This is a genomic window from Pigmentiphaga sp. NML080357, assembly GCF_002188465.1.
Taxonomy (GTDB): domain Bacteria; phylum Pseudomonadota; class Gammaproteobacteria; order Burkholderiales; family Burkholderiaceae_B; genus Pigmentiphaga.
In genome coordinates, this window is record NZ_NINW01000041.1 from 93,203 (window position 1) to 119,473 (window position 26,271).

At 66.5% G+C, this 26,271-nt stretch carries 25 protein-coding genes and 2 tRNA genes; 15 read left to right on the forward strand and 12 right to left on the reverse strand.

What is annotated here, in order from left to right:
• Positions 1–26 precede the first annotated feature (26 nt).
• A complete protein-coding gene (locus tag CDO44_RS19045; RefSeq protein WP_087781865.1) occupies positions 27–1,364 on the forward strand; it encodes an MFS transporter in 1,338 nt (445 codons plus the stop codon).
• Positions 1,365–1,572: 208 nt separating this feature from the next.
• Here the strand turns inward: CDO44_RS19045 and CDO44_RS19050 are convergent, their stop codons facing one another.
• Genes CDO44_RS19050 through CDO44_RS19060 form a run of 3 tightly spaced genes read right to left on the reverse strand, consistent with a single transcriptional unit; the run spans position 1,573 to position 3,955 of the window.
• Positions 1,573–2,772, reverse strand: a complete 1,200-nt coding sequence (locus CDO44_RS19050) for a multidrug effflux MFS transporter (RefSeq protein WP_233146271.1) — start codon at positions 2,770–2,772, stop codon at positions 1,573–1,575.
• Positions 2,769–3,239 carry a MarR family winged helix-turn-helix transcriptional regulator gene (locus tag CDO44_RS19055; RefSeq protein ID WP_087781866.1) on the reverse strand — a complete coding sequence of 157 codons (471 nt, stop codon included), beginning with the start codon at positions 3,237–3,239 and terminating at the stop codon, positions 2,769–2,771. The genes CDO44_RS19050 and CDO44_RS19055 overlap by 4 nt, the downstream gene beginning before the upstream one ends.
• A 47-nt stretch (positions 3,240–3,286) precedes the next feature.
• On the reverse strand, positions 3,287–3,955 hold the full coding sequence (locus tag CDO44_RS19060; RefSeq protein ID WP_087781867.1) for a DUF3617 family protein: 669 nt from the start codon (positions 3,953–3,955) through the stop codon (positions 3,287–3,289).
• A gap of 222 nt (positions 3,956–4,177) precedes the next feature.
• Here CDO44_RS19060 and CDO44_RS19065 point away from each other — a divergent pair, with 222 nt between their 5' ends.
• On the forward strand, positions 4,178–4,600 hold the full coding sequence (locus tag CDO44_RS19065; protein WP_087781868.1) for a hypothetical protein: 423 nt from the start codon (positions 4,178–4,180) through the stop codon (positions 4,598–4,600).
• Positions 4,601–4,657: 57 nt separating this feature from the next.
• On the opposite strand, the gene CDO44_RS19070 is transcribed toward CDO44_RS19065, so the two are convergent.
• The 4 genes from CDO44_RS19070 to CDO44_RS19085 all read right to left on the reverse strand — a co-directional run bounded on the left by CDO44_RS19070 (position 4,658) and on the right by CDO44_RS19085 (position 7,836).
• Positions 4,658–5,425 (reverse strand): hypothetical protein, encoded by a 768-nt coding sequence (locus CDO44_RS19070; protein ID WP_198951396.1) that lies wholly within the window; start codon positions 5,423–5,425, stop codon positions 4,658–4,660.
• A 37-nt stretch (positions 5,426–5,462) separates the two neighbouring features.
• Entirely contained in the window at positions 5,463–5,993 is a 531-nt protein-coding gene (locus CDO44_RS19075; protein WP_087781869.1) for a thermonuclease family protein, read from the reverse strand.
• A gap of 93 nt (positions 5,994–6,086) precedes the next feature.
• Positions 6,087–6,157 (reverse strand) — tRNA-OTHER (locus CDO44_RS27665).
• Positions 6,158–6,456: 299 nt separating this feature from the next.
• Positions 6,457–7,836: an NAD-dependent succinate-semialdehyde dehydrogenase gene (locus CDO44_RS19085; RefSeq protein ID WP_087781870.1), complete on the reverse strand. Its 1,380-nt coding sequence runs from the start codon at positions 7,834–7,836 to the stop codon at positions 6,457–6,459.
• A gap of 251 nt (positions 7,837–8,087) precedes the next feature.
• On the opposite strand from CDO44_RS19085, the gene CDO44_RS19090 reads away from it, so the two are divergent.
• Positions 8,088–8,987 carry an AraC family transcriptional regulator gene (locus tag CDO44_RS19090; RefSeq protein WP_087781871.1) on the forward strand — a complete coding sequence of 300 codons (900 nt, stop codon included), beginning with the start codon at positions 8,088–8,090 and terminating at the stop codon, positions 8,985–8,987.
• Positions 8,988–9,248: 261 nt separating this feature from the next.
• Here the strand turns inward: CDO44_RS19090 and CDO44_RS19095 are convergent.
• Positions 9,249–9,333 (reverse strand) — tRNA-Leu (locus tag CDO44_RS19095).
• 73 nt (positions 9,334–9,406) lie between these two features.
• Between CDO44_RS19095 and CDO44_RS19100 the strand changes: the two genes are divergently transcribed.
• The 7 genes from CDO44_RS19100 (at position 9,407) to CDO44_RS19130 (ending at position 16,462) form a co-directional block, all read left to right on the forward strand.
• Complete coding sequence (locus CDO44_RS19100) at positions 9,407–9,706, forward strand: peptidylprolyl isomerase (protein WP_255407808.1); 300 nt, start codon at positions 9,407–9,409, stop codon at positions 9,704–9,706.
• Positions 9,707–9,845: 139 nt separating this feature from the next.
• On the forward strand, positions 9,846–10,871 hold the full coding sequence (gene queA / locus CDO44_RS19105; protein WP_233146272.1) for a tRNA preQ1(34) S-adenosylmethionine ribosyltransferase-isomerase QueA: 1,026 nt from the start codon (positions 9,846–9,848) through the stop codon (positions 10,869–10,871).
• Positions 10,868–12,001: a tRNA guanosine(34) transglycosylase Tgt gene (gene tgt, locus CDO44_RS19110; protein WP_087781874.1), complete on the forward strand. Its 1,134-nt coding sequence runs from the start codon at positions 10,868–10,870 to the stop codon at positions 11,999–12,001. The genes queA and tgt overlap by 4 nt, the downstream gene beginning before the upstream one ends.
• Before the next feature lie 166 nt (positions 12,002–12,167).
• On the forward strand, positions 12,168–12,515 hold the full coding sequence (gene yajC / locus CDO44_RS19115) for a preprotein translocase subunit YajC (protein WP_087781875.1): 348 nt from the start codon (positions 12,168–12,170) through the stop codon (positions 12,513–12,515).
• A gap of 146 nt (positions 12,516–12,661) precedes the next feature.
• Entirely contained in the window at positions 12,662–14,533 is a 1,872-nt protein-coding gene (gene secD / locus CDO44_RS19120; RefSeq protein WP_087781876.1) for a protein translocase subunit SecD, read from the forward strand.
• Positions 14,534–14,538: 5 nt separating this feature from the next.
• Positions 14,539–15,471 (forward strand): protein translocase subunit SecF, encoded by a 933-nt coding sequence (gene secF / locus CDO44_RS19125; RefSeq protein ID WP_087781877.1) that lies wholly within the window; start codon positions 14,539–14,541, stop codon positions 15,469–15,471.
• 100 nt (positions 15,472–15,571) lie between these two features.
• The gene (locus CDO44_RS19130; protein WP_158213339.1) at positions 15,572–16,462 is read left to right on the forward strand and encodes a LysR family transcriptional regulator; all 891 of its coding nucleotides are present in this window, start codon (positions 15,572–15,574) and stop codon (positions 16,460–16,462) included.
• A 72-nt stretch (positions 16,463–16,534) separates the two neighbouring features.
• Here CDO44_RS19130 and CDO44_RS19135 read toward each other — a convergent pair whose 3' ends face one another.
• Together CDO44_RS19135 and CDO44_RS19140 are read right to left on the reverse strand one after the other, a co-directional pair.
• Positions 16,535–17,506 carry a tripartite tricarboxylate transporter substrate binding protein gene (locus CDO44_RS19135; RefSeq protein WP_087781879.1) on the reverse strand — a complete coding sequence of 324 codons (972 nt, stop codon included), beginning with the start codon at positions 17,504–17,506 and terminating at the stop codon, positions 16,535–16,537.
• The gene (locus tag CDO44_RS19140) at positions 17,503–18,630 is read right to left on the reverse strand and encodes a 4-oxalomesaconate tautomerase (RefSeq protein WP_087781880.1); all 1,128 of its coding nucleotides are present in this window, start codon (positions 18,628–18,630) and stop codon (positions 17,503–17,505) included. The genes CDO44_RS19135 and CDO44_RS19140 overlap by 4 nt, the downstream gene beginning before the upstream one ends.
• A gap of 135 nt (positions 18,631–18,765) precedes the next feature.
• On the opposite strand from CDO44_RS19140, the gene CDO44_RS19145 reads away from it, so the two are divergent.
• Positions 18,766–20,082, forward strand: a complete 1,317-nt coding sequence (locus CDO44_RS19145; protein WP_144389555.1) for an amidase — start codon at positions 18,766–18,768, stop codon at positions 20,080–20,082.
• A gap of 28 nt (positions 20,083–20,110) precedes the next feature.
• Here CDO44_RS19145 and CDO44_RS19150 read toward each other — a convergent pair whose 3' ends face one another.
• Positions 20,111–21,028 carry a LysR family transcriptional regulator gene (locus tag CDO44_RS19150; RefSeq protein ID WP_087781882.1) on the reverse strand — a complete coding sequence of 306 codons (918 nt, stop codon included), beginning with the start codon at positions 21,026–21,028 and terminating at the stop codon, positions 20,111–20,113.
• 122 nt (positions 21,029–21,150) lie between these two features.
• Here CDO44_RS19150 and CDO44_RS19155 point away from each other — a divergent pair, with 122 nt between their 5' ends.
• The 4 genes from CDO44_RS19155 (at position 21,151) to CDO44_RS19170 (ending at position 24,819) form a co-directional block, all read left to right on the forward strand.
• Complete coding sequence (locus CDO44_RS19155; protein ID WP_087781883.1) at positions 21,151–21,651, forward strand: aromatic-ring-hydroxylating dioxygenase subunit beta; 501 nt, start codon at positions 21,151–21,153, stop codon at positions 21,649–21,651.
• Between the two features lie 12 nt (positions 21,652–21,663).
• Positions 21,664–23,031: an aromatic ring-hydroxylating dioxygenase subunit alpha gene (locus CDO44_RS19160; protein WP_198951397.1), complete on the forward strand. Its 1,368-nt coding sequence runs from the start codon at positions 21,664–21,666 to the stop codon at positions 23,029–23,031.
• 64 nt (positions 23,032–23,095) lie between these two features.
• Entirely contained in the window at positions 23,096–24,067 is a 972-nt protein-coding gene (locus CDO44_RS19165; RefSeq protein WP_087781885.1) for a tripartite tricarboxylate transporter substrate binding protein, read from the forward strand.
• 71 nt (positions 24,068–24,138) lie between these two features.
• The gene (locus CDO44_RS19170) at positions 24,139–24,819 is read left to right on the forward strand and encodes a cytochrome b/b6 domain-containing protein (RefSeq protein ID WP_087781886.1); all 681 of its coding nucleotides are present in this window, start codon (positions 24,139–24,141) and stop codon (positions 24,817–24,819) included.
• Between the two features lie 18 nt (positions 24,820–24,837).
• Here CDO44_RS19170 and CDO44_RS19175 read toward each other — a convergent pair whose 3' ends face one another.
• The gene (locus CDO44_RS19175) at positions 24,838–26,262 is read right to left on the reverse strand and encodes a DUF3300 domain-containing protein (RefSeq protein WP_087781887.1); all 1,425 of its coding nucleotides are present in this window, start codon (positions 26,260–26,262) and stop codon (positions 24,838–24,840) included.
• Positions 26,263–26,271 lie beyond the last annotated feature (9 nt).

The window sequence follows — 26,271 nt, forward strand, 5'->3', positions numbered from 1 at the left end:
CGGCCCGCCCCTACCCGAGAATGCCGATGGCTGCCAGCGAACCGACCCCGCCCCAGGAAATATCGCGCGGCTCCCTGACGATCGCCGCCCTGTCGACGATCGTCGAATGGTACGACTTCACGCTGTACCTGTACTTCGCGACGGTGCTCTCCAGAGTCTTCTTCGGTGGAGGCGACACCTCGCTGCTGGCCGCGCTGGCGGGCTTCGCCGTCTCCTACTGCATGCGTCCTTTGGGCGCCATGGCGTTCGGGCACATCGGCGACCGCTTCGGCCGCCGCAAGACGCTGCTGCTGTCCATGGCGCTCATGACGGCGGCCATGCTGGCCACCGCCTTGCTGCCCGCATTCGACCGGATCGGCGCGGCCGCCGGCGCGCTGCTGCTCGTTCTTCGATGCCTGATGGCCTTCTCGGTAGGCGGCGAATACACGGGCGTAGTGGCCTATCTCCTCGAAGGCGCGAGACGGGACAGGCGGGGCCTCGTCACCTCCCTGGCATCGGCGGCCAGCGAAGTAGGCGCGCTCCTGGCGGTCGCCGTCTCCGCCCTGACCGTGGCGCTTCTGGACGGACCGGAACTCGACGCGTGGGGATGGCGCATTCCCTTTTTCGTCGGCGCCGCCCTGGCGGCGGGCATATGGATCGCCCGCTCGGCCATGCAGGAGTCGCCGGACTTCGAAAGGCAACAGCGGCAAGGAACCATTCCCCGCTCTCCCCTGCGCCACACGCTGACCCACCATCGCATGGCCTTGCTGCGTACCTTCGCCATCTCGGCGCTGGGATCCATCACCTACTACGTCGGCATCACCTACGTGCCGGCCTTCCTCACCTCAGCCGGCGGGCGGACGGAAGGCGAATCGCTGTGGCTGTCGACGCTCGCCGCGCTGGCCGTCATCCTGATCACCCCGGCAGCCGGCGCATTGTCGGACCGCATAGGGCGCAAGCGGGTGCTGATGGGATTGGCGATCCTGGGCGCGGTCCTTCCGCTGTTCATGTTCGCCCGCATGGCGCATGGCACCTACCTCCAGGTTGCGCTGGGCGCCGTCGTCCTCGCCCTGGTGGCCGGAGGCGTCAGCGCCGTCGGGGCTCCCGCCACGGCCGAACAATTTCCCGGCGAGGGTCGCCTGAGCGGACTGGCCCTCGGCGCCACCGCGGCAACCGCGGTATTCGGCGGGCTGACGCCGTTCCTCGCCGAGCTGCTGGTCAACACCACGGGATGGACGGCGGCGCCGGGATTGATGATCTCTCTGGTCGCGGTTGCGGTGCTGCCCGTCCTCAACGGAATGCCGGAAACCAGTCCGATGACGGCGTCGTCGTCGATGGCGAAGCGCTTGCGGCTCCGTTCGGAAGCGCGGCTGCCGGACGACTAGCGGCCGATGATGCCTACGAGAACGACCGCCATCCATTCCTTGGCGCCGAACTGGCAGCGATCATCAAGCCCCCCCGGCAGCGGGGCTGGACCCGCTCTAATGCATCGGCCAGGCGAACCAAGCGGCGCCTGCATTCGCCAACGCAGCGTGCGCCCGCCCCGTCCCCCTGACGTTCGCCTGCCTAACGGCATGGCTTCATGCAGCCTCCTCATTCTGTCTGCCTGCGGCCGACCGCGATCCGATAAGCGCCCAGGGCCGTCAAGGTCAGGAATATCTGGACCACTGCGCAGGCTATCGCCGGATCGGAGCCATGGCCGACCAGCGTGGTCCCCAGCGCCCCCGCCGCCATTTGTCCGAATCCGTACAGCCCCGCCGCCGACCCCGTCAGCCCCGGCGCCACGGAAAGCGCACGCGACAGCGCCGCGGGGCTGGACAGGCCGCACCCCACGGTCAGCGTGAAGGTGATGGCGATCAGCAGCGGGACATTGAGCCAACCCATGGACTGCACGCCCAGAAACACCACGGCCATGACCAGGCTCAGCCCGGCACCCAGATAAAGAAAGAGCTCGGTCTTGAAACGGCCGACCAGGCGCCGGGTCAGCGCCGAGCCCATGCTGGCGCCGACGATGGTGACCGCCGCGAACCAGCCGATCTGCGATATGGCCAGGTCCAACTGGTCGTGCACGATATAGGGTGCCGTGGCCAGGTAGGGATAGAGCGCCGTGCTCGAACATGCGCCGCCCACGGCAAACCCGAGGAACCGCCTGTTGCTCACCAATTGACCGTAATCCTTCGCGATCCTGCCGAAGGCCAGGGAAGAACGGTCCAGGTTGGTCTCGGGCAGCAGCCGCCAGGCGCACAGCACCATCACGCCGGCAATGCATACCAGGAAAACATAAACGGCCCGCCAGCCAAAACTGTCCGCCAGGAACGAGCCGAGTATGGGCGAGATGCCCGGCCCCACCAGCGTCAGCAGATTCAGCAGCGCGAGGTCTTTCGTGGCGCGCTCCGGCGTGGAGATGTCGCGCACGATCGACCGGCCCAGGGTGATGCCGGCGGCGCCTCCCAGCGCCTGCGCCAGGCGCGCCGCCAACAACCACTCGAGCGAAGTCGCGAACAGCGCGAAAACACTCGCGACAAGGTACAGGCCCAGCCCCGCCAGGAGCGTGGGCCTGCGCCCGATGGTGTCCGAAATGGGACCATAGATCAGTTGCCCGAATGCCAGGCCCAGGACGTACAGCGTGATGGTCTGCTGCATGCCGGAAGGGCTGGCCCCGAGATCGGCCCCCGCGAGCGGCAGGGCCGGCATGAAAATGTGCATGGCCATCGTGCCGCTGAGGGTGACCAGCACCAGCAGCCACAGCGGGGCACGGACGACAGGCGAGAAGGGTTGCCGCAGGTTTTTCATGGCTGCGCATCGAAACGGCGCGCGATCTTCTCCAGTGCGTGGCGGGTGATCCGCAGCTCGTCGGCCGTAAGACCGTCGAGCATGCTCGCCTCGATCTCCATGCTTTTCGCCACGATCCGCGCGGCCAGGCGCCGCCCCTGAAGGGTAAGGCGGATGGACTTCGCACGACGGTCCTCTTCCGCCGTCTCCCACTCCACCAGCCCCATCTCGCGCAACTGGGACAGGATCCGCACCAGCGAGGATTTCTCCAGGGACAGGCTCTCGGCCAGGTCCTTCTGGCGCACCGCCGGGACGCGCGACTCGTAAAGGGCGAGCAAGGGCGCGCGCGTGGCGTCGGTGAGCCCCATCTCCTTGAAGTGCTGATCGACCGAGCGGCGCCATTTGCGGTAGACCGCGCCGACCAGGCGGCCGAAGCGGGAGCGGACGTACTCGTCGTCCCGGGGTGGACTGGACAAATTAGGTTGCATGCGAACTATTTTCTCGCAAAAATGGTTCGCATGCAACCTAATCGCGTTCAGCGTCCCAGTCGCGAAGCCGTAAACGCCTTGTGGTTTTCGATCTCGCGATAGACGTCGCCATCTTGCCGGCCCTTGAGCGTCTCGTCGCCGTCCACACGCCAGTGCATCAACCTCATGTCGCCGGGCTTCCAGCCCTTCTCGCAGGCGCCGAGGCGCTTCATGTGTGTGAAGACCAGGTCACGGCGCTGGGCGGACCCGCTTCGGTCCGTAACGGCGGATTCGGCGCGAGTCTCGTCGCGGCTCAAGAACAGCGTGGCGTGCCGGATATCGATGTTGTGTGCGGTGGGAGAACGGCCAGTGCAATGCATGGCCCAGGAAAGCGTATTGCCCGAGAATTCCGGCCGCGGATCCTCGCAGCTTTCTTGGCGGCGAGCGGCGCTCGCCTGTCGTTCCCTAACCTCGAGCTCATGGAGCGCACGGCTGGCCCTGGCGTCGAGGCAGACATTCCAGACTTTCCGGACCTCGAGCGTCCTCCCTCCATCCCTGACCGTGGCGGTCTGGGACATCTGCCATAGCCCTTCGTTGCGAGCCGGCAGGTTTGGGGGAAACTCGAACGCGAATGCGGTGGCGCACGAGCCGGCTGCCAGCGCCGAGACGAGAGCGCGCGGAAAGAACCCCGGCCTCCTGTGCACATCGCCCCTAACCTGCGGCAGTTGTTTCACCATATCTATGAGCCTCAGTATCCGGCGGCCGTCTTGCTGCGCCGCTCCTCGGCATTTTAGTCGTCGAGAAACTGCATGCGCCGAAGAAGACCGGCGGCGGTCCGTATCGAAGCTTCCACCGTGCCCGGGTACTGTCCCGGCGCGCTCGACGGTACACTGCCTCACGCCGGCACTCGGCCACGGGAGGATCGCATGGGTATTTTTGGTTTTCTCAGGAAGAAAAAAATGCCGCCGACCATCGAAGCCGGCATGGCCTCGCAGGCCGAGGACTTCATCGCCGCCTTCTCGGCCGACGGCTCGCCGATAGACGCCTCGAAGCTGGACTACTCCGCCGCCTCGCTAACGCTGGTCGACCAGGTTCTGGACGACTTCTACCGACGGCAGGCGCCGCTACCCGACGACCTGCACTTTCTCGCGTCGGCCTACGTCTTCGAAACCGCCCGCCGCGAATTCGGCGGCCGCTACATGCGGGGGGATGACGACAACCCCTTCGTCCTCGTCATCGAACCGGGCGACGCGCAGATCGGCGTCTTCGTCATGGGCAAGGTCAAGGGGCGTGCGGTCAACGGTCCGGAAGACAGCCTGCCCTTTTTCTACGAAGGGATCGCGCCGCTGGTCACACGGGGCGAAAGCGCCACGCTGATCTAGCGCGGTGCCAGCCTTTGGCAGGCGCTGACGAACGTCGAGGCCCGCTGCACGGGCGGATCAACGGCTCTCGCTCGCTTGCCGGTCATCGCAAAGCGCGGCCGGCCCGGCGGCACATTCGGCCAGCGCCGGCTTTGCCGGTTCATCCGCATAGCTGATCGCGTACTCCAGCAACGCGACGACCTGATCGGGGCGCTCGCGCTGGCCCAGCGCATAGAAGGCCACGAGATAGAAGCAGCAGGCAAGGATCAAGGGCGTCCACAGGAAAAAATTGCTGTTCTCCTTGAGTAAGGTGCTGGCCGATACCGAGGCGGCCGCCAAGGCTGGAAACAAACCCAGCTTGCGCAGATCCCCTGCCAGCACCGCCGCACGCCCGTCGAAGGAAGACCAGCGGTGGCGATACTGCAACAGCCCGTACTCCAGCGTCGGCTTGTCGAAGGCCCACAGTCTCTCGAGAAACGCGGCATCGCCATGCAACTCGCTCTTGAGCGTCGCGAAGATGGCGGCAAAGCGCTGTCGGCGATGGCGCCACACCGCCTGCGTGACGCCGGCGGCAACCGTCGCCAGATAGAGGATGGCGAATAGCAGACTGAGGAAGTAAATGGCGTAAACCGGCACGGGAACGCCCTGTACGGGGCCCTCGGATGCAAAGCGGTACCACGCCGCGACGGCCACGAAGACGAGGATGCTGGCAATGAATCCGCCCATCAGCCAGTTTTCAGCGCGCTGCATGCGCCGTGATGGCGCAAACGTGGCGTCTCCTTTGGCAGAGCCCGTCATTTCCTCCAGAAGCTGGAACAGGGCATCCAGCTTGTCGCTGCGAAGCATGTAGTCACCTCCCGATTGGACAAGCCCCTAATCTTACTTAGAGGCTGCCCCGTTTCCGGTACGTCCACGGCGCGACAGGCGCCGGCAGCGCCCACAGGCCACGCCGCTCCGCCTTCGCCTCGCCCTGCAGGTCGACCAGCGCGCGTTCCGCGTTGAACTTGGGATAGACCCATGCATACCCATGGCGCAGCATCGTTTCTTGCACGCTGCCGTGGCCGCAATCGACATCGCCCAACGTGCGGCCATAGCGATCCTTGCCTCTGCGCAACAACCGGGCCGGCGCGCCGACGGGACACAGCGCCCGCAGGAAATCACGCGACGAAACCCCGCTGGCCTGGCCGATTTCCGGTGCATCGATCCGCTCCAGGCGCACCGGGATGCTTTTCTTTTGCAAAGGACACTGCAGGCGCATCGTGTCGCCGTCATGAACGGACGCCACAGTGCAGACCTGGGCCGCGACGGCGCAGGGCAAGGCAAGGGCGAGGACGGACATGGCTTGCCGGACGATGGATGCCATGGACAGCGAGGGGAAATGCGCGGGGGAGTTCGAGAAGGAGCGGGGGGACATCAAACAATGCTACGCGGGGTCGGGACCAAGAGTGGCGATCTTACCAAGGACAAGGGAAGAGCTCTCGTGTCCTGGAAAGCCACACAAATATTATGGTGCCGGGGCCGGAATCGAACCGGCACGCCTTGCGGCGGGGGATTTGCAGTCGCGGCCACTGTACCGGCGACATAGGCTAGATGCCCGCATACCATTCATAGCCACGATCCTCCCAATATCCTCCTCGCCACCCGGTATGCGGCCCAGGGCAGCGCCCCGCCATTGCCCGATGGCGCTCCCTCCTTCCACGCAGTCGTGCCGGGTGATCCGGGTGCGCTACGGCATGCCTTTCAGGTCGGCGAGCGACAGGCTTAGCGGCTGCTGGTGAGCCAATGGCGCGGCGCAGGGCTTTGCCCTGCGTAGACCTGCATGGCCGGCAGAGCGGAACACGGAATGCGCCGCTACGATGACGCCACAGCTCTTAATCTCAGCTGTCCAGCCCGCCCATTAGCACGTACTTCACTTCGACGTATTCCTCGATACCGTAGAAGCTGCCTTCGCGCCCGTAACCGGATTGCTTGACACCGCCGAATGGCACTGACGCCGTACCGACCGACCCTGAATTCAGGATCACCATGCCTGCCTGGATATCCCGGGACATGCGGAATGCCCGCCCGACGTCCCGCGTATAAACATAGGCCACCAGCCCGTATTCGGTATTGTTGGCTCTTTCGAGCACCTCATCCTCGCAGCCAAAACGGTAGACGGGAAAGACGGGCCCGAAGATTTCGGTACGGGCTATCGCCATTTCGTCATTCAGGTCGGTCAGGATAGTCGGCTCGTAGAACAGCCCGCCCTTGGCATGGGGCTTGCCTCCCAGCGGTGTCGACGCCCCCCGCCGCCGAGTGTCTTCAACCAACCGCGCTACCTTGTCGAAGCCCGCCTGATTAATGAGCGGGCCGACGACGAATTCCTGTTGCATTCCGCTGTCCACGCGCACCTGGGCAACTTTTTCGGCCAGGGCGGCAACGAAGCGGTCATGTATGGCCTCCTGCACATAGATGCGGTTGGGCGAAATACAAACTTGCCCCGAATTCCTGAGCTTGGCGGCCACCAGGCCCGCCACGGCCTGCTCCAAGTCGGCATCGTCGAAGACGATGAACGGCGCGTTGCCTCCCAGTTCAAGCGTCATCTTCTTCAGTGCGCGCCCGCTGGCAGTCGCCAGCAGCTTGCCTACCGCGGTGGACCCTGTGAAGGAAATCTTGCGGATGCGGTCGTCCTGTGTAAACAGTTCCCCGATGGCTTGCGGGTTTCCTGTCACCATCTCGAATACGCCCTCGGGGATGCCCGCCTTGCGGGCGTACTCCAGCAGTTTGTATGCCGTCAGCGGCGTTTTCTCGGACGGCTTGATCACCATCGTGCAGCCCGCCGCCAGCGCCGTGGCTACCTTGCGGGTAACCATCATGAAGGGAAAGTTCCAGGGCGTGATGGCTGCAGTGGGTCCGACAGGCTCTTTCACGACCAGAACAGCGGCATTGCCGGCGTGCGACGGAATGGTGTCGCCATACACCCGTTTGGCTTCTTCGGCATACCACTCGATGAAACCGAGCCCGTAGTCGATTTCACCCAGGGCTTCGGCGAGACACTTGCCGTTTTCATAGACCATGATTTCGGCGAAGACTTGCTTATCAGCGCTTACCAGTTCGAACCAGCGGCGAAGCATGTCGCCGCGTTCCTTCGCCAGGGTGCGCGACCAGCCGGGGAAGGCACGGCAAGTTCGGTCTATGGCGGCCTTGACCTCGGCGACGCCCATGTCGGGGGCTTGCCCGACGATGGACCCATCGGCGGGATTGTTGACGTTGATCATGATGTTTGCAGCTCCAGTTGTTGCCACTTCGGGCCGAGCGAAATGCGGCGGCCGGCGTTTGAATAATAGTTATCGGTAAACTGGAGATGAATGGCTTTCAGTCTATTATTCTTGCCTAATCCTATGAATTCTGAAATTTCGAAGCAGTCCCAGAAAACTATCCGTCCTGGTCTGGGGAGGGCCTGGCGGTGAGTGCAGCAGACAACGCCGCCACACGGGGCGCGCGCACCCGGGACAGGCGCTTGGCGGCCATGCTGGAACGCCTGGCGCCTTGCGAGGGATACAACCTGAGTGCCCTGCCCGATGTCAGGTTCTTGCGGTCCAACCGTCCCTTGTCCGCCGTGCCGGTACTTTACGACCCTGGCATCGTGTTCGTGTGCCAAGGCAGGAAGCGCGGGTATTTTGGCGACCAGGTCTACCTGTACGACGACCAGCACTATCTGGCGGTTTCGGTGCCCGTGCCGTTCACCATGGAAACCGACGCCAGCGCCCGGGAACCGCTGCTGGCGATCTACATGCACCTCGACTTGAAGCTGGCCGCGGATTTGATGTTGCAGATCGACCAACATGGCGGGATAGAACCCGGGCAACCGCGCGGCCTGATGTCCACGCCAATGGACTCGCGGTTATGCGAATCCCTGGTGCGTTTCCTGGAGGCCATGAGTCGCCCCCTCGAATCCCGGATACTCGGTCCGGCACTGGTTCGGGAAATCTACTTCCATGTGCTCACCGGAGAACAGGGCGCTTCGATGCGGGCGGCGCTGGCCATGCACGGGCAGTTCGGCAAGATCGCCCGCGCGCTGCGCCGCATCCACGCGTCGTTCAACGCCGATTTCAGCGTCGAACAGCTGGCGCGAGAAGCGGGAATGAGCGTGCCCACCTTCCATACGCACTTCAAGGCGGTAACCCATACTTCGCCCCTGCAGTACGTAAAGTCGATACGCCTGCACCAGGCCCGCCTGTATATGGTGCGCAATGGCATGACGGCCGCGGCGGCAAGCGCCGAAGTCGGCTATGACAGCCCCTCTCAGTTCAGCCGTGAGTTCAAGCGCCTGTTCGGGCGCAGCCCAGTTGAAGAAGTCAGGCGGATGAAGGCGGACTTCGCCGTTCCGCCCGCCCATGCGGCTTCTGTGTATGTGTCGTCACATTGAGAATCTGACCGCCGATCGCCATTCAACGCGAGACAGCGTCGTGCAACAACTCGCGCGGGCCAGCTGTCATCCATGGGGAGAGCTTGCGTTTCTTGATTCGCCATCCGTCTTCAGTGCGCACCGCGGTCCACCGGTTGGCGACGCGGAAAATCTTGTGCCCTGCGAAAGTCCATGGTTGGGCGACTTCGATTCCAGTGCATTGCAGGGCGCACCTAAAGATAAAAAAGCCGCTCTGCATTGCAGTAGCGGCTTTTCAAATTCTGGTGCCCGGGGCCGGAATCGAACCGGCACGCCTTGCGGCGGGGGATTTTGAGTCCCCTGCGTCTACCAATTTCACCACCCGGGCAGGTTCCGGCACGAGCGACCGGAAGGAGGGAAGCCCTAAATTATACCCACAATTTAGGGTACTCTGTGCCCTCATCAACCAGGAGCAAGCCATGGCTCACGCAAGCGCCCGTCACATCCTCGTATCCACCGAAGCCCAGTGCAATGAATTGAAAGCCGCGATCAAGGGCGGCGCCGATTTCGCCGATGTGGCACGCCAGCACTCGAGCTGCCCTTCCCGCGCCGCCGGCGGCGATCTCGGTACCTTCGGGCCCGGCCAGATGGTGCCGGAATTCGACAAGGTGGTGTTCAGCGCCCCCGTCAATGTCGTCCAGGGGCCGGTCAAGACCCAGTTCGGCTATCACCTGGTGGAAGTCACCAGCCGGCAGGACTGAGGGCAACCGGGCGGGACCGCCGCGCCATCGAGGCGGGGCCGTCCCCCTCACGAAGGGCCCGGCGGAGTTCCCGCGGATAGGCCAGCCCCGGGGCGGGTTATCATGGCTGGTTTTCCGTAGATTTTTCAAGCCCTTAGCCGTGCCCGAGCTGACTCTCGACGATTTCGATTACGACCTTCCGCCCGAGCTGATCGCGCAAGCCCCCGCCGCCGACCGCACCGCCAGCCGCCTCCTGCACCTGGACGCCCAAGGCGGCCTGCACGACCGCCAGTTTGCCGATCTGCCCGGGCTGCTGCGCCCGAACGACCTGCTCGTCTTCAACGATACCCGCGTCATCAAGGCGCGTCTCTTCGGCGAGAAGCGCAGCGGCGGCAAGGTGGAGGTGCTGGTCGAGCGGATTACCGAACCCGACCGCGCGCTGGTGCACCTGCGCGCCAGCAAGTCGCCCAAGGCCGGCGCGGTGATGCGCTTGGCCGGCGCGTTCGAGGTGACCATGCTGGGACGCGAAGGCGATCTGTTCGACCTTCGCTTTCCCGGTCCGGTGCTGGAACTGCTGGCCGAGCATGGCCAGACGCCCCTCCCCCCTTACATCACGCATGCGCCGGATGCCGGCGACGATAGCCGTTACCAGACCGTCTACGCCCGGGAACCGGGCGCCGTGGCGGCGCCTACGGCCGGGCTGCATTTCGACGAACCCCTGCTCGACACTTTGCGCACGCAGGGCATCCATACCGCTTTCGTCACGCTGCACGTGGGCGCGGGCACGTTCCTGCCGGTGCGGGTGGACAAGCTGTCCGAGCATGTGATGCATAGCGAGCTGTATACGCTTCCGCAGGCGACAGTGGAGGCCATCGCCCGGGCCCGCGCCGCGGGCGGCCGGGTGATCGCCGTGGGGACGACCAGCGTGCGGGCGCTGGAGTCGGCCGCGGCCGCCCATTGGCCCTTGCGCGAGACCCGAGGGGATACCCGCCTTTTCATCACGCCCGGCTTCGAGTTCCGGGTGGTGGACGCCCTGATTACCAATTTCCATCTGCCCAAGTCGACGCTGATGATGCTGATCTCGGCCTTCGCGGGCATGGAGCCCATCCGCCGCGCCTACGCGCATGCGGTGGCCCGGCGCTACCGCTTCTTCAGCTACGGCGATGCGATGTTTATAGAACGATGAACGGACTCAAATTCGAACTGCTGGCCACCGAGGGCCTGGCACGGCGCGGCCGCGTGACACTGAACCACGGCGTGGTGGAAACGCCCATTTTCATGCCGGTCGGCACTTATGGCACGGTCAAGGCGATGGCGCCCAACGAGCTGGTGGAGATCGGCGCGCAGATTGTGCTCGGCAATACGTTCCACCTGTGGCTGCGGCCCGGCACGCAGATCATCGATGCGCACGGCGGCCTGCATGGCTTCATGCAATGGCACAAGCCCATCCTGACGGACTCGGGCGGCTTCCAGGTGTTCAGTCTGGAGGGGCTGCGCAAGATCACCGAGGAAGGGGTGCGGTTCGCCTCTCCCATCGACGGCGCGCGGCTGATGCTGACGCCCGAGGAATCGATGCGCATCCAGCGCAGCCTGAATTCCGACATCGCCATGGTGTTCGACGAATGTACGCCCTACGCCATCGATGGCCGCCCGGCCACCGTGGACGAGGCGGCCACGTCGATGCGGATGTCGCTGCGCTGGGCGCGCCGCTCGCGCAATGAATTCGACGCGCTGGAGAACCCCAATGCCCTGTTCGGGATCGTCCAGGGCGGGATGTACGAGCCGCTGCGCGACGAATCCCTGGCCGGCCTGGTGGACATCGGTTTCCACGGCTACGCGATCGGCGGCCTCTCGGTGGGCGAGCCCAAGGAAGACATGCTGCGCATCCTGGCGCACGTGGCGCCCCGGCTGCCGCAGGACGCCCCCCGCTACCTGATGGGCGTGGGCACGCCGGAGGACCTGGTCGATGGCGTGGCCGCCGGCGTGGACATGTTCGACTGCGTGATGCCGACCCGCAACGCCCGCAACGGCTGGCTGTTCACCCGCTACGGCGACGTGAAGATCCGCAATGCCCGCTATCGCGACGACACCCGTCCCCTGGATGAAACCTGCGGCTGCTATACGTGTCGAAACTTTTCGCGGGCGTATCTGCATCACCTGTTCCGGTCGAACGAAATCCTGGGCGCACGGCTCAATACCATCCACAACCTGTACTACTACCTGAACCTGATGCAGGAAATGCGCGACGCCATCGCCGGCGGCGTCTTTGCCGCCTGGCGCGCGGAATTCGCGGCAAACCGCGCCCGCGGCGTCTAGAATGCCCCCTCTCGGCTCCACCGCGTCCAACCAGGCGCTCGCGGCCACTGGTCAGCACGGTGGAATCGATGTGGGTTATCCCTAGAAAGGGCCTGGATCCGCCCCAGGCGGCCTGGGCTACAATTTTGAGTTATTTTCGACGCAAGTCCTTGATTCCGGAGAAGAAATGCTGACAACCAACGCGCTCGCCAACGTCCTGGCGCAAGCTCCTGCGGCCGGCGGTGAAGGCGCCCTGATGGGCATGCTGCCCATCGTCCTGATGTTCGTGATCCTCTATTTCCTGATGATCCGTCCTCAGATGAAGCGCCAGAAGGAGCACAAGAACATGGTGGCCGCGCTGGCCAAGGGCGACGAAGTCGTCACGGCGGGCGGCATCCTCGGGAAAGTGGCCCAGGTCAACGACACCTACATCTCGATGGAAATTTCCCGCGACGGCGACAAGGCGGTGGAAGTCCTGGTCCAGAAGACCGCGGTCCAGACCGTCCTGCCCAAGGGCACCATCAAGGCTCTGTAAGCCGGGCGCTCGCGTCCGTGCCGCGTGGCGGCACCGATGCACTGCCGGGGGCGGGCGCCAGGCGCCGGCCCCTTTTTCGCATTTCGCGGCATGGCCCCCAGCGGGCCGCGGCGCCGGTGCGCCAGCCTTCCGAGGTTTGATTACCGATGAATCGCTATCCTCTCTGGAAGTACATCATGATCGCCGTGGTGATCGTGATCGGCTTCATCTACACCTTGCCGAACTTCTTCGGCGAATCCCCCGCCGTCCAGGTCTCCAGCGCCAAGTCGACCGTCAAGGTCGACAATTCCATGATGGAACGGGTGGAGCAGACCCTGCAGGGCGCGGGCATTCCCAACACCGGCCTCTATTTCGAGCAGAACGGTCCGGTGGGCACGGTGCGGGTGCGCCTGGCCTCGCCCGACCAGCAGCTGCGCGCACGCGACCTGCTGGAAAAGACCCTGAATCCCGATGCTTCCGACCCGAGCTACGTGGTCGCGCTGAACCTGCTGTCGGCCTCGCCCGCCTGGCTGCGCGCGCTGCACGCGCTGCCCATGTACCTGGGCCTGGACCTGCGCGGCGGCGTGCACTTCCTGCTGCAGGTCGACATGAAGGGCGCGCTGACCAAGCGCTACGACGCCATGACGGGCGACGTGCGCTCGCTGCTGCGCGACAAGAACATCCGCCACAACGGCATCGACCGCGTCGGCCAGACCATAGAGATCAAGCTGCGCGACGCCGCGACGCGCGATGCCGCGCGCGACGTGCTGCGCAACGGCCTGCCCGACCTGCAGCTGACCGACCAGGACGCCGGCGGCGACTTCAAGCTGGTGGGCGCGCTGAGCCCGCAGGCCATCAAGACCGCCCAGGACAACGCGCTGCGCCAGAACATCACCACCCTGCACAACCGGATCAACGAGCTGGGCGTGGCCGAGCCGGTGATCCAGCAGCAGGGCGCGGACCGCATCGTGGTGCAATTGCCCGGCGTGCAGGACGTGGCCAAGGCCAAGGACATCCTGGGCCGCACCGCCACGCTGGAAGTCCGCCTGGTCGACGATTCGCCCGAGGCCACGAGCGCCCTGGCGAGCGGCACGGTGCCCTTCGGCCTGGAGCGCTATACCGACCGCGACGGCCGCCCCGTACTGGTGCGCCGCCAGGTCATCCTGACCGGCGAGAACCTGCAGGACGCCCAGGCCGGTTTCGACGGCCAGACGCAGCAGCCCGCCGTGCACCTGACGCTGGACGCCAAGGGCGCCCGCATCTTCCGCGACGTGACCCGCGACAACGTGGGCAAGCGCATGGCCATCCTGCTGTTCGAGAAAGGCAAGGGCGAGGTCGTGACCGCGCCCGTGATCCGGACCGAGATCAGCGGCGGCCGCGTGCAGATTTCCGGCAGCATGACCACGCCGGAAGCCAACGATACCGCCCTCCTGCTGCGCGCCGGCTCGCTGGCCGCGCCGATGGAGATCATCGAGGAACGCACCATCGGCCCCAGCCTGGGCGCGGACAACATCCAGAAGGGCTTCCACTCGGTGGTGTACGGCTTTGCCGCCATCGCGATCTTCATCATCCTGTACTACGGGCTGTTCGGCGTGTTCTCGGTGATCGCGCTGGCGGTGAACCTGCTGCTGCTGATCGCGCTGCTGTCCATGCTGCAGGCCACGCTGACGCTGCCCGGCATCGCGGCCATCGCGCTGACCCTGGGCATGGCGATCGACGCCAACGTGCTGATCAACGAACGGATACGCGAGGAGTTGCGTAACGGCGCGGCGCCGCAACAGGCCATCCACCTCGGTTTCGAGCGGGCCTGGGGCACCATCCTGGACTCCAACGTGACCACGCTGATCGCCGCCGTGGCACTGCTGGCCTTCGGTTCGGGGCCGGTGCGCGGCTTCGCCATCGTCCATACGATAGGCATTCTGACCTCGATGTTCTCCGCCGTCGTCGGCGCGCGCGCGCTGGCCAACCTCTGGTACGGCCGCCGCAAGAAGCTCGCCAAGATATCGATCGGCCAGGTCTGGAAACCCAAAGAGGTCTGAACACCATGGAATTTTTCCGCATCCACAAGACCATCCCGTTCATGCGCCATGCGTTGGTGCTGAACATCATCAGCCTGGTCACCTTCCTCGCCGCGGTGTTCTTCATCGCCACCAAGGGCTTCCACCTGTCCATCGAGTTCACCGGCGGCACGGTCATGGAAGTGGCCTATCCGCAGGCGGTGGAGCTGGACAAGGTCCGCGCCACCGTCGCGCAGAAAGGGTATAGCGACTTCCAGGTGCAGAACTTCGGCACCTCGCGCGACGTGATGATTCGCCTGCCCAACATCGAGGGCAAGACCTCGACGCAGCAGAGCAACGAAGTCATCGAGGCCCTGAAAGCCTCCGACCCGAGCGTGGAACTGCGGCGGGTGGAATTCGTCGGCCCGCAGATCGGCAAGGAGCTGGCCCACGATGGCCTGCTCGCGCTGCTGTTCGTGGTGATCGGCATCATGATCTACCTCGCCTTCCGCTTCGAATGGAAATTCGCGGTGGCCGGCGTGGTGGCCAACTTGCACGACGTGGTCATCATCCTGGGCTTCTTCGCGTTCTTCCAGTGGGAGTTCTCGCTTCCCGTGCTGGCCGCGGTGCTGGCGGTGCTGGGTTATTCGGTGAACGAATCCGTGGTCATCATGGACCGTATCCGCGAGAACTTCCGCAAGCAGCGCAAGGCCACGGTCAAGGAAGTGATCGACAGCGCCATCACGGCCACCATCTCGCGTACCATCATCACCCACGGCTCGACCCAGATGATGGTGATCGCGATGCTGATCTTCGGCGGCCCGTCGCTGCACTACTTTGCGCTGGCCCTGACGATCGGCATCTGGTTCGGTATCTATTCTTCGGTGTTCGTGGCCGCGGCCATCGCGATGTGGCTGGGCGTCAAGCGCGAAGACCTGGTCAAGCCGCTCAAGAAGGATACGGGGGAAGTCGTCGGTTGACCGGCGGTCGCTTTCGACTTCGACCTCGGACTCTGCACGCCCGGCGCCGCCGGGCGTTTTTCATTGCAGCCGCCGCTATCCCCTAGGCATGGAGCTTCGGATGAATCCGCGATTCGACCTTCTGACCCTGCAACTGCTGCGCAGGGTGGACGAGACGGGCAGCGTGGCGCGTGCCGCCGAATCGGTCCACCTGACGGCCTCGGCTGCCAGCAAGCGCATCCTGGAGCTGGAGTCCCAGCTGGGTATCGCGCTCCTGGTCAGGCGCCCCGAAGGCGCCCGGCTGACCGCGGCCGGCCGCGCCGTCGCCCAGCGCACGGAGCGCGTGCTGGATGAACTGCGGGCACTGCAGGGCGATCTTGCCGGCTTCTCGGCCGGGACCTCGGGTACCGTCCGGATCGCCTCCAACACGTCCGGCATGTGCGCCGGCCTCGCCGACCAACTGGCCCGCTTCGCGGCCGACTTCCCCGCCATACGGATTTCGGTGACGGAAGCCACGAGCGCCGCGGTCGTGGAAGCGGTGGCCAACGGCTCCGCCGACCTGGGCATCGCCCATGCCAGTGCGCAGGCCGGGGCCTTGCGCAGCATGCCGTACGCGCGCACGCCGCTCGTGCTGGCCGTACCGTCAGGGCACGAACTGGCGGAAAGAACATCGGTGAGCCACGAGGAAACGCTGCGGTTCCCGCACATCGCGCGCGCCGCCGGCAGCGCGCTGGCGCAATTCTCGGGCCCCGTCGAACCCGACCCTACCCGCATGCCGCCGGTGGCAACCCAGGTAACCAGTTTTCCGGCGGTATTTTCGCTGGTGAGCGCCGGGCTGGGCGTGGCCGTCGTGCCGGCCGCGCCGGCGGAATGGCACGTGCCCGCGAATGTACGGCTGGTGCCATTGTCCGACGATTGGGCCAGCTTCGAATTGCGCCTGGTCATCGACCCGGGCGTCGTCCCCTCCCCGGCCACCGCGCGCCTGTTGCAGGTGCTGCAGGCCGGCTCCTGAGCAACCGGCGCACGCGGCGGCCCACGGCTGTCCGCCGGCATGCGCCGCCGGGGAGAGACCCCTGCGGGGCGATCAATCGATCGTGACCGCCGCGTCCCGCACGACCTTGCTCCATTTCTTCTTGTCGGCCGCGATCAATGCCGCGAACGCGTCGACCGAGTCGGCCGCTGGCTCGTAGCCGTTGCCGATCAGCTTCTGCCTAACCTCCGGTCTCGCCACGTAGGCCTGCATCGCGGCATTCCATTTCCCGACGACTTCGCGCGGCGTGCCCTTGGGCGCGGCGACCCCCCACCACTCGTCGGCCACATAGCCCGGCAGGCCGGCCTCGGCCACAGTGGGCACGTCCGGAAAGCTCGCCGCGCGCGCGGCGCCGGTGGTGGCCAGCAACTTGACCTTGCCTGACTTGATGTACGGAGTGGCCGGTCCCAGGATCGCGAACATCATCGAGATCTGCCCGCCCAGCAGATCGTTCAGCGCCGGGCTGGTGCCGCGATAGGGAACGTGCCGGATGTCGATCTGCGCCATGGATTTGAACAGCTCGCCTGGCAGGTGGCCCGCGGCGCCATTGCCCGCCGAGCCGAAGGTCAGCATGCCGGGCTTGCTCTTGGCCAGGGCGATGAGCTCCCGGATGGAATCCACGTTCAGCGAGGGGTGCACCAGCACGCCGAACACGGTCGCGGCCACCCGGCTGACCGGCGTGAATTGCGCGTCAGGATCATAGGGCAAGGACTTGTACAAGCTGGGATTGATTGCCGAGACGCCCGCTGTGGTCATCAGCATGGTATAGCCGTCGGGCTTGGCCGAGGCCACCGCGGCGGCCCCTATGGCGCCGCCCGCGCCTGGCCGGTTCTCGACGATGACGGGCTGGTGCCATTGCCTATCGAGTTCGCGGGCCAGTTCGCGCGCCAGGATGTCGGTGCCGCCCCCGGCGGGAAACGGCACCACCAGCCGGATCGGGCCGGAAGGATAGGGCTCGCCCGCGTGGGCCGGATTCATGCAGGCGAGCGCGAGGCCGGCGGCCAGCAGCGTTCGGATCGGTTTCATGCGTGGACTTCCTTGGCTGATTCGGTATGGAGCGCTTCGAGCGTGGACTCCGGGAAATAGACGGTCCCGGCGAACAGCCGCCGGGCGGTGCGCAGCAGGCTTGCCGAGCGGATGTCGACGCCGCCCGCGCCCTGGAAGGCATCGATATCCACGTGCAGGATGCCCGCCGGATGCTCGATCGCCACCTTTCCCGCGGCGGCGGCCCCGGCGACGCGCGCCGCGACGGACCCTGGTACCTGCGCGGCGGCGCCCAGGCACACCGCGCCGGTCACGGCGAACGAGGTATGGCAGGTATAGGGCATGAAGTACCTGGCGGCGACCGTGCCGCCGCTGCGCGCCTGGGCCACCGTCACGAGCTTGGGCATTTCCAGCCGCGACACGTCGCCCAGCCCCATCGCCCGGCCGGCCGCGCAGCGCACGCGCTCGACGCGGGCCAGCAGTTCGGGTTGGGCATTGATGGCCTCGGCCGTTTCGTACCCGGTCATGCCCAGCGCCGCGGCTTCGACGATGGCCATGGGGACGGCCGCATCGATACAACTGACCTCCAGGCCTTCCATCCTGTCGACCGCGTTGCCGGTGGGAAGCAGCTTGCCGGTCTTGGCGCCGGCCACATCGCAGAAACGCAGCCAGACGGGGGCCGCCGTACCGGCCACGCCGTCGATCGCGGCATCGCCGGCGTAGACCGCGCGGCCGTCGCGCGTGCATACGGTCGCCACGATACGCTTGCCGGTATTGACATTGAAGATCGCGACCTCCGTGGATGCGCCGGAGGCCGGCACCAGCCCTTCGTCGATGGCGAAAGGACCGACGGCGGCCAGCATGTTGCCGCAGTTCACCGAATAATCGATAGTGTTCTTGTGCACGCATATCTGCGCGAACAGGTAGTCGACGTGCACGTCCGGCCGGTCGCTGCGCGAAATGATGGCGACTTTGTTGGTGAGCGAATCGATGCCGCCGATGCCGTCGATGCGGCGCGGTTCCAGCGCCCCCATGAGCCGCAGCAGCGCGGCATCGCGGCGGGGGCCCGGCGGGGGCAGGTCTTCGGCCAGGAAGAACGGCCCCTTGGACGTGCCGCCTCGCATCAGGACGCAGCGCAGTCCCAGCTGATCGGAAAATGCTTGCATGGTTTTCCTCCTTGCGGCGAAGTCTGGCCCGCCCCCGCCTCCGCTGGCAAACGAACATTTGGCGCGGGGGACGCGAAAAAATTTCGCGCCCCCGGGGGTGCCCGGCGCCGGTTCGGCTTGCGCATACTGGCGGCCATGCACTCTTTCGATCTCTCGATAACCTCGGCGAGCGGCGTCGCCGAGGCCTTGCGCCGCGGCACGCTGCCGCCCGCCGAACTGGCCCGTGCCATCGTCGATCGCCATGCCGAACTCGAACCCGCGCTGCGGGCCTGGAGCTGGTTCGATCCGCTGCGAATCGAACAGGCCTATCGCAGCCTTGGAACTGCCGATGCCCTGCCCTTGCTCGGCGTGCCCGTCGGCATCAAGGACATTATCGACGTGGCAGGCATGCCGACCGGCCTCGGCCTGCCGGGTCCGGCCGCCGGCACGGCGGCGCGCGACGCGGCCTGCGTCGCCATGCTGCGTGCGGCGGGAGCCGTGCCGGTCGGCAAGACCGTCACCGCGGAGCTGGCCTTCTCTCATCCCGGTCCCACCCGCAATCCCCATGCCGCCGGCCATACCCCCGGCGGCTCCTCCAGCGGATCCGCCGCCGCGGTGGCGGCGGGCATGGTGCCGCTCGCGCTGGGCACGCAAACCGGCGGGTCCGTCATACGGCCCGCCGCGTATTGCGGCGTCGTAGGCGTCAAGAGCTCGCTGCATGCCGTGCCGTCGGCCGGCGTGGCGCCCGTCGCCGACAGCCTCGACTGCGTCGGCTGGTTCGCCCGCTCGGTGGAGGACGCCGCCATGGCGGGACGAGCGCTGCTGCCCTGGACGGGAGAAGCGCGCCCTCGCGCCCGCCATTGGCGCGTGTTGCGGCTGGACGCCGAAGCGCTCGGCCCGCTCGCCCCCCAAGCCCGGCAGGCCCTGGAAGATGCGGCCGCCGCGCTGTGCGAAGCCGGGCATCGAGTCGTTCCATCGGCAATGCCGGAACGCCTGCAGGCCCTGGCCCGCTGCCACCGTCGCGTCATGCTGTACGAGCTCGCGCGTTCGCTGATGCCTGTCGCCCGCACACGGGGGCACGAGCTGAGCGCCGTACTGCGCGAGGCGATCGACACCGGCCTTGCCATCGGCGCCGGCCAGTACCGCGAGGCCCTGGCGCAGGCCGCATCGGAACGGACGTCTTTCAGCCGTGAGCTGGAGGATTACGATTTCATCCTGACCGCGAGCGCGGCGGGAGAAGCGCCGGCCGGCCTCGGCCATACCGGGGACTCCACTTTCAACCGGGTATGGTCGGTACTGGGGTGGCCCGCCATTCATCTGCCTACGGCATGGTCCGGCAACGGACTGCCGCTGGGCGTGCAACTGGTCGCCCGGCATGGGGAGGACGAGCTCCTGCTGTCCTACGCCGCCCTGGCTCATCCGCTGCTCGATCGGCGCGCGCGGGCGATGCCTGGCCGGAGTCGTCCGGCGTAAGCCTGGGCCGGCGAATGCGTGCCGCCGGCTATCGCGCCACGCCGACCCGGTGCGCCACCGCCACGAGCGAAGCCACGAAAGGCTCGACCAGCCGGGGCACTTCGCGCCCCTTCTTGGTAATGCGGTAGAAATCGATCTCGACCGAAGGCCGCTGCAGCCGGGCCACCTCCACGCCCAGGCGCAGACAGGTGGGCAAGGCGAAAGACGGCACGAATCCGATGCCAAAGCCGCCCGCGGCCATGGCGATGATGGTCGGCATGCTTTCGTAGGCAGGCCGCTCTTCGTGGGCTCGCCCGATTCTTTCCAGGTAGGCGTCGATCAGGCCCTGGCTCGGATCGGCCGATGCGAGAATGGGCAGGGTGGGCAGTTGCGCCCAGCTCGTGGTAGGCAGGCCGCCGTCGCGGGCGGGCTTGAGCTTGAGCACGCCGGGCCGGGCGATGCAGAGCAAATGGCACTTGAACAGCGACAGCCGTTCGGTGGCCGAAGCCGGGTTGGGCTGCGCGCAAAAGCCGACGTCCACTTCGCCGCTTTCCACCATCGCCAGTATCCGTTCCTTGTTGACGTCGCGCAGCCGGACCGTGACCTCGGGCTCGGCCTTCGCGAAATGCTCGCAGACCTCGGCAAGAAAGCTGGCGGCGACCACGGGCGCCACCGCCACGGTCAGCACCCGCTTCGCATGGGCGCTGATCTTGCCCAGCGCCAGGCAGGCGTCCCCGAACTCGGCCAGCATGCGTTCGACGCGGGGCACGAGTTGCAGCCCCGCGGGCGTCAGCGAGACGGCTCGCGTCGTCCGATCGAACAGGCGGCAATCGAACTGGGTCTCGAGGTCGCGCATCATCGCGCTCAAGCCGGCCTGGGTGATGTGCAGCTGCTCGGCCGCGCGCGTAAAGCTCTGCAATCGCGCCAGGCACAGGAAAGCCTTCAACTGACGGGTGGAGACATTCATAAAAAGTGCTTGTTAGTTAACAAGACTTCGTGACTTTACTTGTTAAACAGCCCACCGTCTAATGGCGCCCATCAGGAGGCGGAGACACGGACGCGCCGCCATTTCCACCCTGCGGCAGAGCCATGACGGAATCCCCGAACACGACATTGATCGAGCTGCTTCACACCGAGGCGCTATACCTCGACGAACAGCGCTGGCAAGAGTGGCTGTCCCTGTATGAACCCGACGCGGTGTACTGGGTACCGGCCTGGAAGGACGATCACCTTCCCACGAACGACCCGTCGAGCGAAATCTCGCTCATCTATGCGGCGGGCCGCCACCGGCTGGAGGAACGCGTCAAGCGCGCCACCGGCACGAAGTCCCTGGCATCCCAGCCGCTGCCCCGCACGATGCATTGCATCAGCAATCCGATAGTGAGCGCGGGCGCCAGCGGCGATGCGTGGCTGGTCCGGTCTTACTGCGTCACGCACATCTACGACTTGCGCACCGAGACGCTGCGCAGCGCGGCCAGCCGCTGCGAGCACACGCTGGTGATGCGGGACGGCCAGCCCCGCATCGCGCGCAAGAAAGCGCTGCTGATCAACGACAAGGTGCCGACCGTGCTCGATTTCTATTGCATCTGACAGGAAGGAACGATGGCGATGAACACGACGCCAAGGGACGCGATGCCCACCGTCCAGCGCCCTCTCCGGCAAGCCGAGCTCGACCGCCTGCTGGACGACCGCGCCGGCGAGGGCATTTTCCGCATTCATCGCGATGCCTTCACGAACCCGGCCGTCTTCGAGCACGAGCTGGCATCGATCTTCGAAAGCACCTGGGTCTTCGTCGGCCTGGGCTCGCAACTGAAGGCATCGCACGATTTCTTCACCACCCGCATCGGCCGCCAGCCGGTCCTGGTCACCCGCGACGGCGGCGGCACGCTGCACTGCCTGCTGAACTCCTGCCGCCACCGCGGCATGGTGGTCACGGCGCAGCGCGGCGGCAATCGGCGCACCCATACCTGTCGCTATCACGGCTGGGTCTACGGCAGCGACGGCGCCAACCAGTACGTCGCCAACCAGGCCGAGGGACGCTATCCCGGCTGGTTCCGATCCGCCGACCATGGTCTGGCGCCGGTGGCCCGCTTCGACAGCTACCGGGACTTCCTTTTCGCCAGCCTGTCGGACGACGTGCCGCCACTGTCCGAATACCTGGGCGACGCCCGCGCGTTCCTGGACCTCATCGCCGACCAGGGTCCCGACGGCCTGGAGTTCGTGCCCGGAAACGCCGGCTATACGTTCAATGCCAACTGGAAGCTGCAGTTGGAAAACTCGCTGGACATGTACCACTTCTCGTCCACCCACGCCTCGTACGTGGAACTGCTGGCGCGCCGCGAGACCGATGCCTACGCCGGCGGCCCGCCGCCCGCGACGTCGGAAACCCAGGGCACGTTCAGCTTCGGACACGGGCATGCGGTGACGTGGCGCGAAAGCCGCGCGTCGGAAACCCTCCTGGCGCGGCGCCGCGCGGCCTACTCGGCCACGATGGACGAGCCCCGCCTGCGATGGGCCTTGCGAGCCAAGAACCTGACCATCTTCCCCAACCTGCAGATCGTGGACAACGTCACGAGCACCATGCTGCGCGTCATCCACCCGCTGGCGGTGGACCGGACGGAAATGCGGACCCATTGCCTCGCGCCCAAGGGCGAGGATGCCGACATACGCACCGCCCGCATCCGCGACTACGAGGACTTCTTCAATGCCAGCGGCCTGGCCACGCCGGACGACAACGTGGCGTACGAGCACAGCCAGGCCGGTTTCGCCGCCAGGGCGGCGGGCTGGACCGCCGGCTACCTGCGCGGCCTGGAGACGGACGGCATGCCGTCCATCGATGCCTACGCCGCCGAACTCGGCATGCGCCATGTCGACGGCCGCCTCGGACCGAGGACCCTGGGCGACGAGACCTGCTTCCACGACGGCTACCGTGAATGGCATCGGCTGATGCGGCGCGCGCTGGAACGGTAGCGGCTGCCCGGCGCCTCGGGCCGGCATTCGCATCCCCCATCCATACCAATAAACGGAGACAACCATGTCGATACGTCGAAACATCCTCGGCGCCGCGCTCGCGGTGGCGGCGTTCGTGGCCGGCCCTGCCGCGGCGCAGGACGCCTACCCGCAAGGCCCGGCGACCATGATCGTGCCCTTTCCCGCGGGCGGTCCCACCGACGTCCTGGCCCGCATCGTGAGCCAGCAATTGGCGGAAACCTGGAAGCATCCGGTGATCGTCGACTACAAGCCCGGCGCCAGCACCATGCTCGGCACGGCCGCCGTCGCCAGGGCAGCGCCGGACGGCTACACCATAGGCGTGGTCAATTCGGCCTACGTAATCAACCCCAGCCTGCAGAAGAAACTGCTCTACAAGAACGACGACCTGGCCGCGGTCACGCAATTGATACGCGTGCCGCTGGCCATTGCCGCCAACCCCGGCGCGCCGTTCAATACGCTCGACGAGCTGGTCGACTACGCCAAGCGCCATCCCGGCGCGGTGACCTTCGCCAGCCCCGGCACCGGCGGCACCTCGCATCTGGCCGGCGAACTGCTGGCTCGCCGCGCGGGGGTGGACCTCGTCCACGTCCCCTACAAGGGCAGCGCGCCGGCCCACACCGACGTCATCGGCGGGCGCGTCATGGTCATGATCGACCCCATTTTTTCCCTCATGCCGCACATCCAGTCCGGCCGCTTGAAAATGCTGGCCACGACCGGCCCCAAGCGCGAAGCGGCCTATCCGGACTATGCCGCGGTTGCGGAGAAATATCCCGGCTTCTCGGTGCAGGCGTTCATCGGCCTGGTCGTCCCGGCAGGCACGCCGGCGGCGATCATCGACAAGATCCAGCGCGACGCCGCGGCCGCGCTGGCCATGCCCTCGGTCAAGCAGCGCGTGGAGGGCCTGGGCATGGCGATCGTGGCCTCCCGTCCCTCGGAATTCGAGAGCCGGATCAAGACGGAGACGGAACAATGGGCGCGGGTCATCCGCGACGCGAAGATCGAACTGCAGGACTGAGCCTTCCGCACCGCTTCGATGCCGGCGTGGGCAATGGCACAATAGGGCTCCTCCGTGTCGACGGTGCCTCTATGCCCACTCCAAGCAAAATCCGCGTCTGGGACCTGCCCACCCGAATTTTCCATTGGCTGCTGGTAGCCTGTGTCGTCGGCGCATTCGTCACCATCAAGGTCGGCGGCCTCTGGACCGAATACCACATGCTGTTCGGCTATGCGGTGCTGGGCCTGATCCTGTTTCGCATCGTCTGGGGCTTCGTGGGCAGCAGCCATGCCCGCTTTTTCCGTTTCGTGCGCGGCCCCGGCGCCATCCTGGCGTACTTGAAGGGAACCATGCCGCGCACGCCCGGCCACAATCCGCTGGGAGCGCTGTCCGTCCTGGCCATGATCCTGCTGCTGGGCTGCCAGGCGGTCACGGGCCTTTTCGCCAACGACGACATCTTTACCGAAGGTCCGCTGGCAAGCCGCGTCGGCAAGGAGCTGTCGGACCGGCTCACGGGCCTGCACAAGCTCGACGAGTGGCCCATCCTGATCCTGCTCGGCCTGCACGTGGCCGCGATCATCTGGTATCGCCTGGCCAAGAAGCAGAAACTGACCAGCGCCATGGTGACCGGCGATGCGCCGGCTTCCGAATTCGGCCCCGAGACGGACTCCGCACGCGACACCGCGGGCACGCGCCTACTGGCCCTCGTCATCGCAGCCATCGTCGCCGCCGTGGTCTACGGCATCGTTTCGTTGCGGCCGGCCGGCTTCTGATCGCTACCGGCCCGGCGCTCAGTCGAAGCGACCGCCGTGGTGGCCGCCGCGCCCTTCCCCGTTTCCGTGGCTCGCGGGCCCGCGGCCGAAGTCACGCCCGCCGAACTCGCGGCCGGCGAATTCCCGGCTCCCGGCGTCACGGCCGCTGAACCCGCGCCCGCCCTGCGGCCCATCCATTCCGCGCCCCGGCCCGGCTTCGGGACGCGGCCCCGCTTGCACACCGCCGGCATCGCCACGGCCGACGCTCCAGCCGCCTTCCCGGCCGCCTTGCCCGCCTGCCGGCGGCCTCGAAGCCACGGCGCCGGGACCGCGGCCGGCATCCTGACCGGCGTCGGCCCGCTGCCCGCCCGGACGGCCGTCTAGCCTGCCGCCGGGCGTCCCGCGGTCGCCCGGGGCGGAGCGGCTGCCGTCGAAACGGCTGCCGTGGTTCCCGTCGAAGCGTCCGCCGGCCGTCCCCCGGCCGTCTCCATGTCCCGGGTCCCGGTCGCGCAACGTGGTGCGATCGATGTTGGGCAGGTCCCGCCGCCAGGCGTCGGCACGGGCCCGGTAGGCTTCCCGGGCGGCGAAGTGCGCGGCCGGGTCGCCGCCGTAGAACTGCCGCGCCCTGCCGGGATCCCCGTAGGCCACGTTGCGGCGATGATAGGGATCATGCCGCCATTCGACGTGTCGGAAGCGGGTGCGGTTGAAGTTGTTGTAGTTGTAGATATTGACCACGTTCACCCGATGCGCGTGCCAGTCGTAGCCGCCCCAGAGGGCATGGCCGATGAACAGTCCCACGCCGAACGAGAACACCACGCCGGCGGCGACGTAGCCGGGCGGATACCAGTAGAACGGCGTATAGGCCGGATAGAGCCACGGGCCGTACACGACAGTGGGGTTGTAGACCGGGACATAGACGACGTCGGGGCGGGCTGGCTCGATGCGGATGACCGTCGCGCCGCCGGAAGCGGGGGCCACGGTCACCGTCTGCTCGGGGCCGGACTTCAGGTTGCCGGCCGCCTGCGCCCGCGCCCGCAGCGCCTGGACCTGGTCCATCAGGGCGTCCTGCTGAGCCAGGAAGACGTCGCCCAGGCGGGTGGTCCAGGTCAGGCGGTCATTCATCATGGCCAGGACGTTGGGGAAGGCCACCAGCGACTTGACGCTGGGATCCCAGTCCTGGTCCTGCAAGGCCGCTTCCAGCTCCGCGCCCTTGAGATCGGGATGGGCTTTTTGCCAGCGCGCGGCCTCCACCACTTCCAGCGGATAGGTGGAGGCCATCAGGACCTGCGAAAGCAGCGCGTCGGGATACAAGGCGATCGGCGCGGCCAGTTGTTCCAGCTCGGCCGTCTGGGCGAGGCTGCCGCGGGTGGAGACCGTGGTCTGGGCGGCGACCGGCACAGGCGTGCCGGCCACGGTGGAAAAGGCCGCGGCCATGCACAAAGCGATTTTCGGGACGGAAGCCATGGCGGCCCC

Excerpts from the sequence above, each read along its gene's own strand:
- CDO44_RS19075 (WP_087781869.1), bottom strand. The coding sequence starts at position 5,993 with ATGTCCCCCCGCTCCTTCTCGAACTCCCCCGCGCATTTCCCCTCGCTG.
- CDO44_RS19140 (WP_087781880.1), bottom strand. The coding sequence starts at position 18,630 with ATGCAAGCATTTTCCGATCAGCTGGGACTGCGCTGCGTCCTGATGCGA.
- CDO44_RS19150 (WP_087781882.1), bottom strand. The coding sequence starts at position 21,028 with ATGAATGTCTCCACCCGTCAGTTGAAGGCTTTCCTGTGCCTGGCGCGA.
- CDO44_RS19070 (WP_198951396.1), bottom strand. The coding sequence starts at position 5,425 with ATGCTTCGCAGCGACAAGCTGGATGCCCTGTTCCAGCTTCTGGAGGAA.
- CDO44_RS19085 (WP_087781870.1), bottom strand. The coding sequence starts at position 7,836 with ATGATCAACGTCAACAATCCCGCCGATGGGTCCATCGTCGGGCAAGCC.
- CDO44_RS19170 (WP_087781886.1), top strand. The coding sequence starts at position 24,139 with ATGCCCACTCCAAGCAAAATCCGCGTCTGGGACCTGCCCACCCGAATT.
- secD (WP_087781876.1), top strand. The coding sequence starts at position 12,662 with ATGAATCGCTATCCTCTCTGGAAGTACATCATGATCGCCGTGGTGATC.
- secF (WP_087781877.1), top strand. The coding sequence starts at position 14,539 with ATGGAATTTTTCCGCATCCACAAGACCATCCCGTTCATGCGCCATGCG.
- CDO44_RS19175 (WP_087781887.1), bottom strand. The coding sequence starts at position 26,262 with ATGGCTTCCGTCCCGAAAATCGCTTTGTGCATGGCCGCGGCCTTTTCC.
- yajC (WP_087781875.1), top strand. The coding sequence starts at position 12,168 with ATGCTGACAACCAACGCGCTCGCCAACGTCCTGGCGCAAGCTCCTGCG.
- CDO44_RS19135 (WP_087781879.1), bottom strand. The coding sequence starts at position 17,506 with ATGAAACCGATCCGAACGCTGCTGGCCGCCGGCCTCGCGCTCGCCTGC.
- CDO44_RS19050 (WP_233146271.1), bottom strand. The coding sequence starts at position 2,772 with ATGAAAAACCTGCGGCAACCCTTCTCGCCTGTCGTCCGTGCCCCGCTG.
- CDO44_RS19090 (WP_087781871.1), top strand. The coding sequence starts at position 8,088 with ATGCTGGAACGCCTGGCGCCTTGCGAGGGATACAACCTGAGTGCCCTG.
- CDO44_RS19130 (WP_158213339.1), top strand. The coding sequence starts at position 15,572 with ATGAATCCGCGATTCGACCTTCTGACCCTGCAACTGCTGCGCAGGGTG.
- CDO44_RS19065 (WP_087781868.1), top strand. The coding sequence starts at position 4,178 with ATGCCGCCGACCATCGAAGCCGGCATGGCCTCGCAGGCCGAGGACTTC.
- CDO44_RS19060 (WP_087781867.1), bottom strand. The coding sequence starts at position 3,955 with ATGGTGAAACAACTGCCGCAGGTTAGGGGCGATGTGCACAGGAGGCCG.
- CDO44_RS19160 (WP_198951397.1), top strand. The coding sequence starts at position 21,664 with ATGGCGATGAACACGACGCCAAGGGACGCGATGCCCACCGTCCAGCGC.
- CDO44_RS19155 (WP_087781883.1), top strand. The coding sequence starts at position 21,151 with ATGACGGAATCCCCGAACACGACATTGATCGAGCTGCTTCACACCGAG.
- CDO44_RS19165 (WP_087781885.1), top strand. The coding sequence starts at position 23,096 with ATGTCGATACGTCGAAACATCCTCGGCGCCGCGCTCGCGGTGGCGGCG.
- CDO44_RS19045 (WP_087781865.1), top strand. The coding sequence starts at position 27 with ATGGCTGCCAGCGAACCGACCCCGCCCCAGGAAATATCGCGCGGCTCC.
- tgt (WP_087781874.1), top strand. The coding sequence starts at position 10,868 with ATGAACGGACTCAAATTCGAACTGCTGGCCACCGAGGGCCTGGCACGG.
- CDO44_RS19145 (WP_144389555.1), top strand. The coding sequence starts at position 18,766 with ATGCACTCTTTCGATCTCTCGATAACCTCGGCGAGCGGCGTCGCCGAG.
- CDO44_RS19055 (WP_087781866.1), bottom strand. The coding sequence starts at position 3,239 with ATGCAACCTAATTTGTCCAGTCCACCCCGGGACGACGAGTACGTCCGC.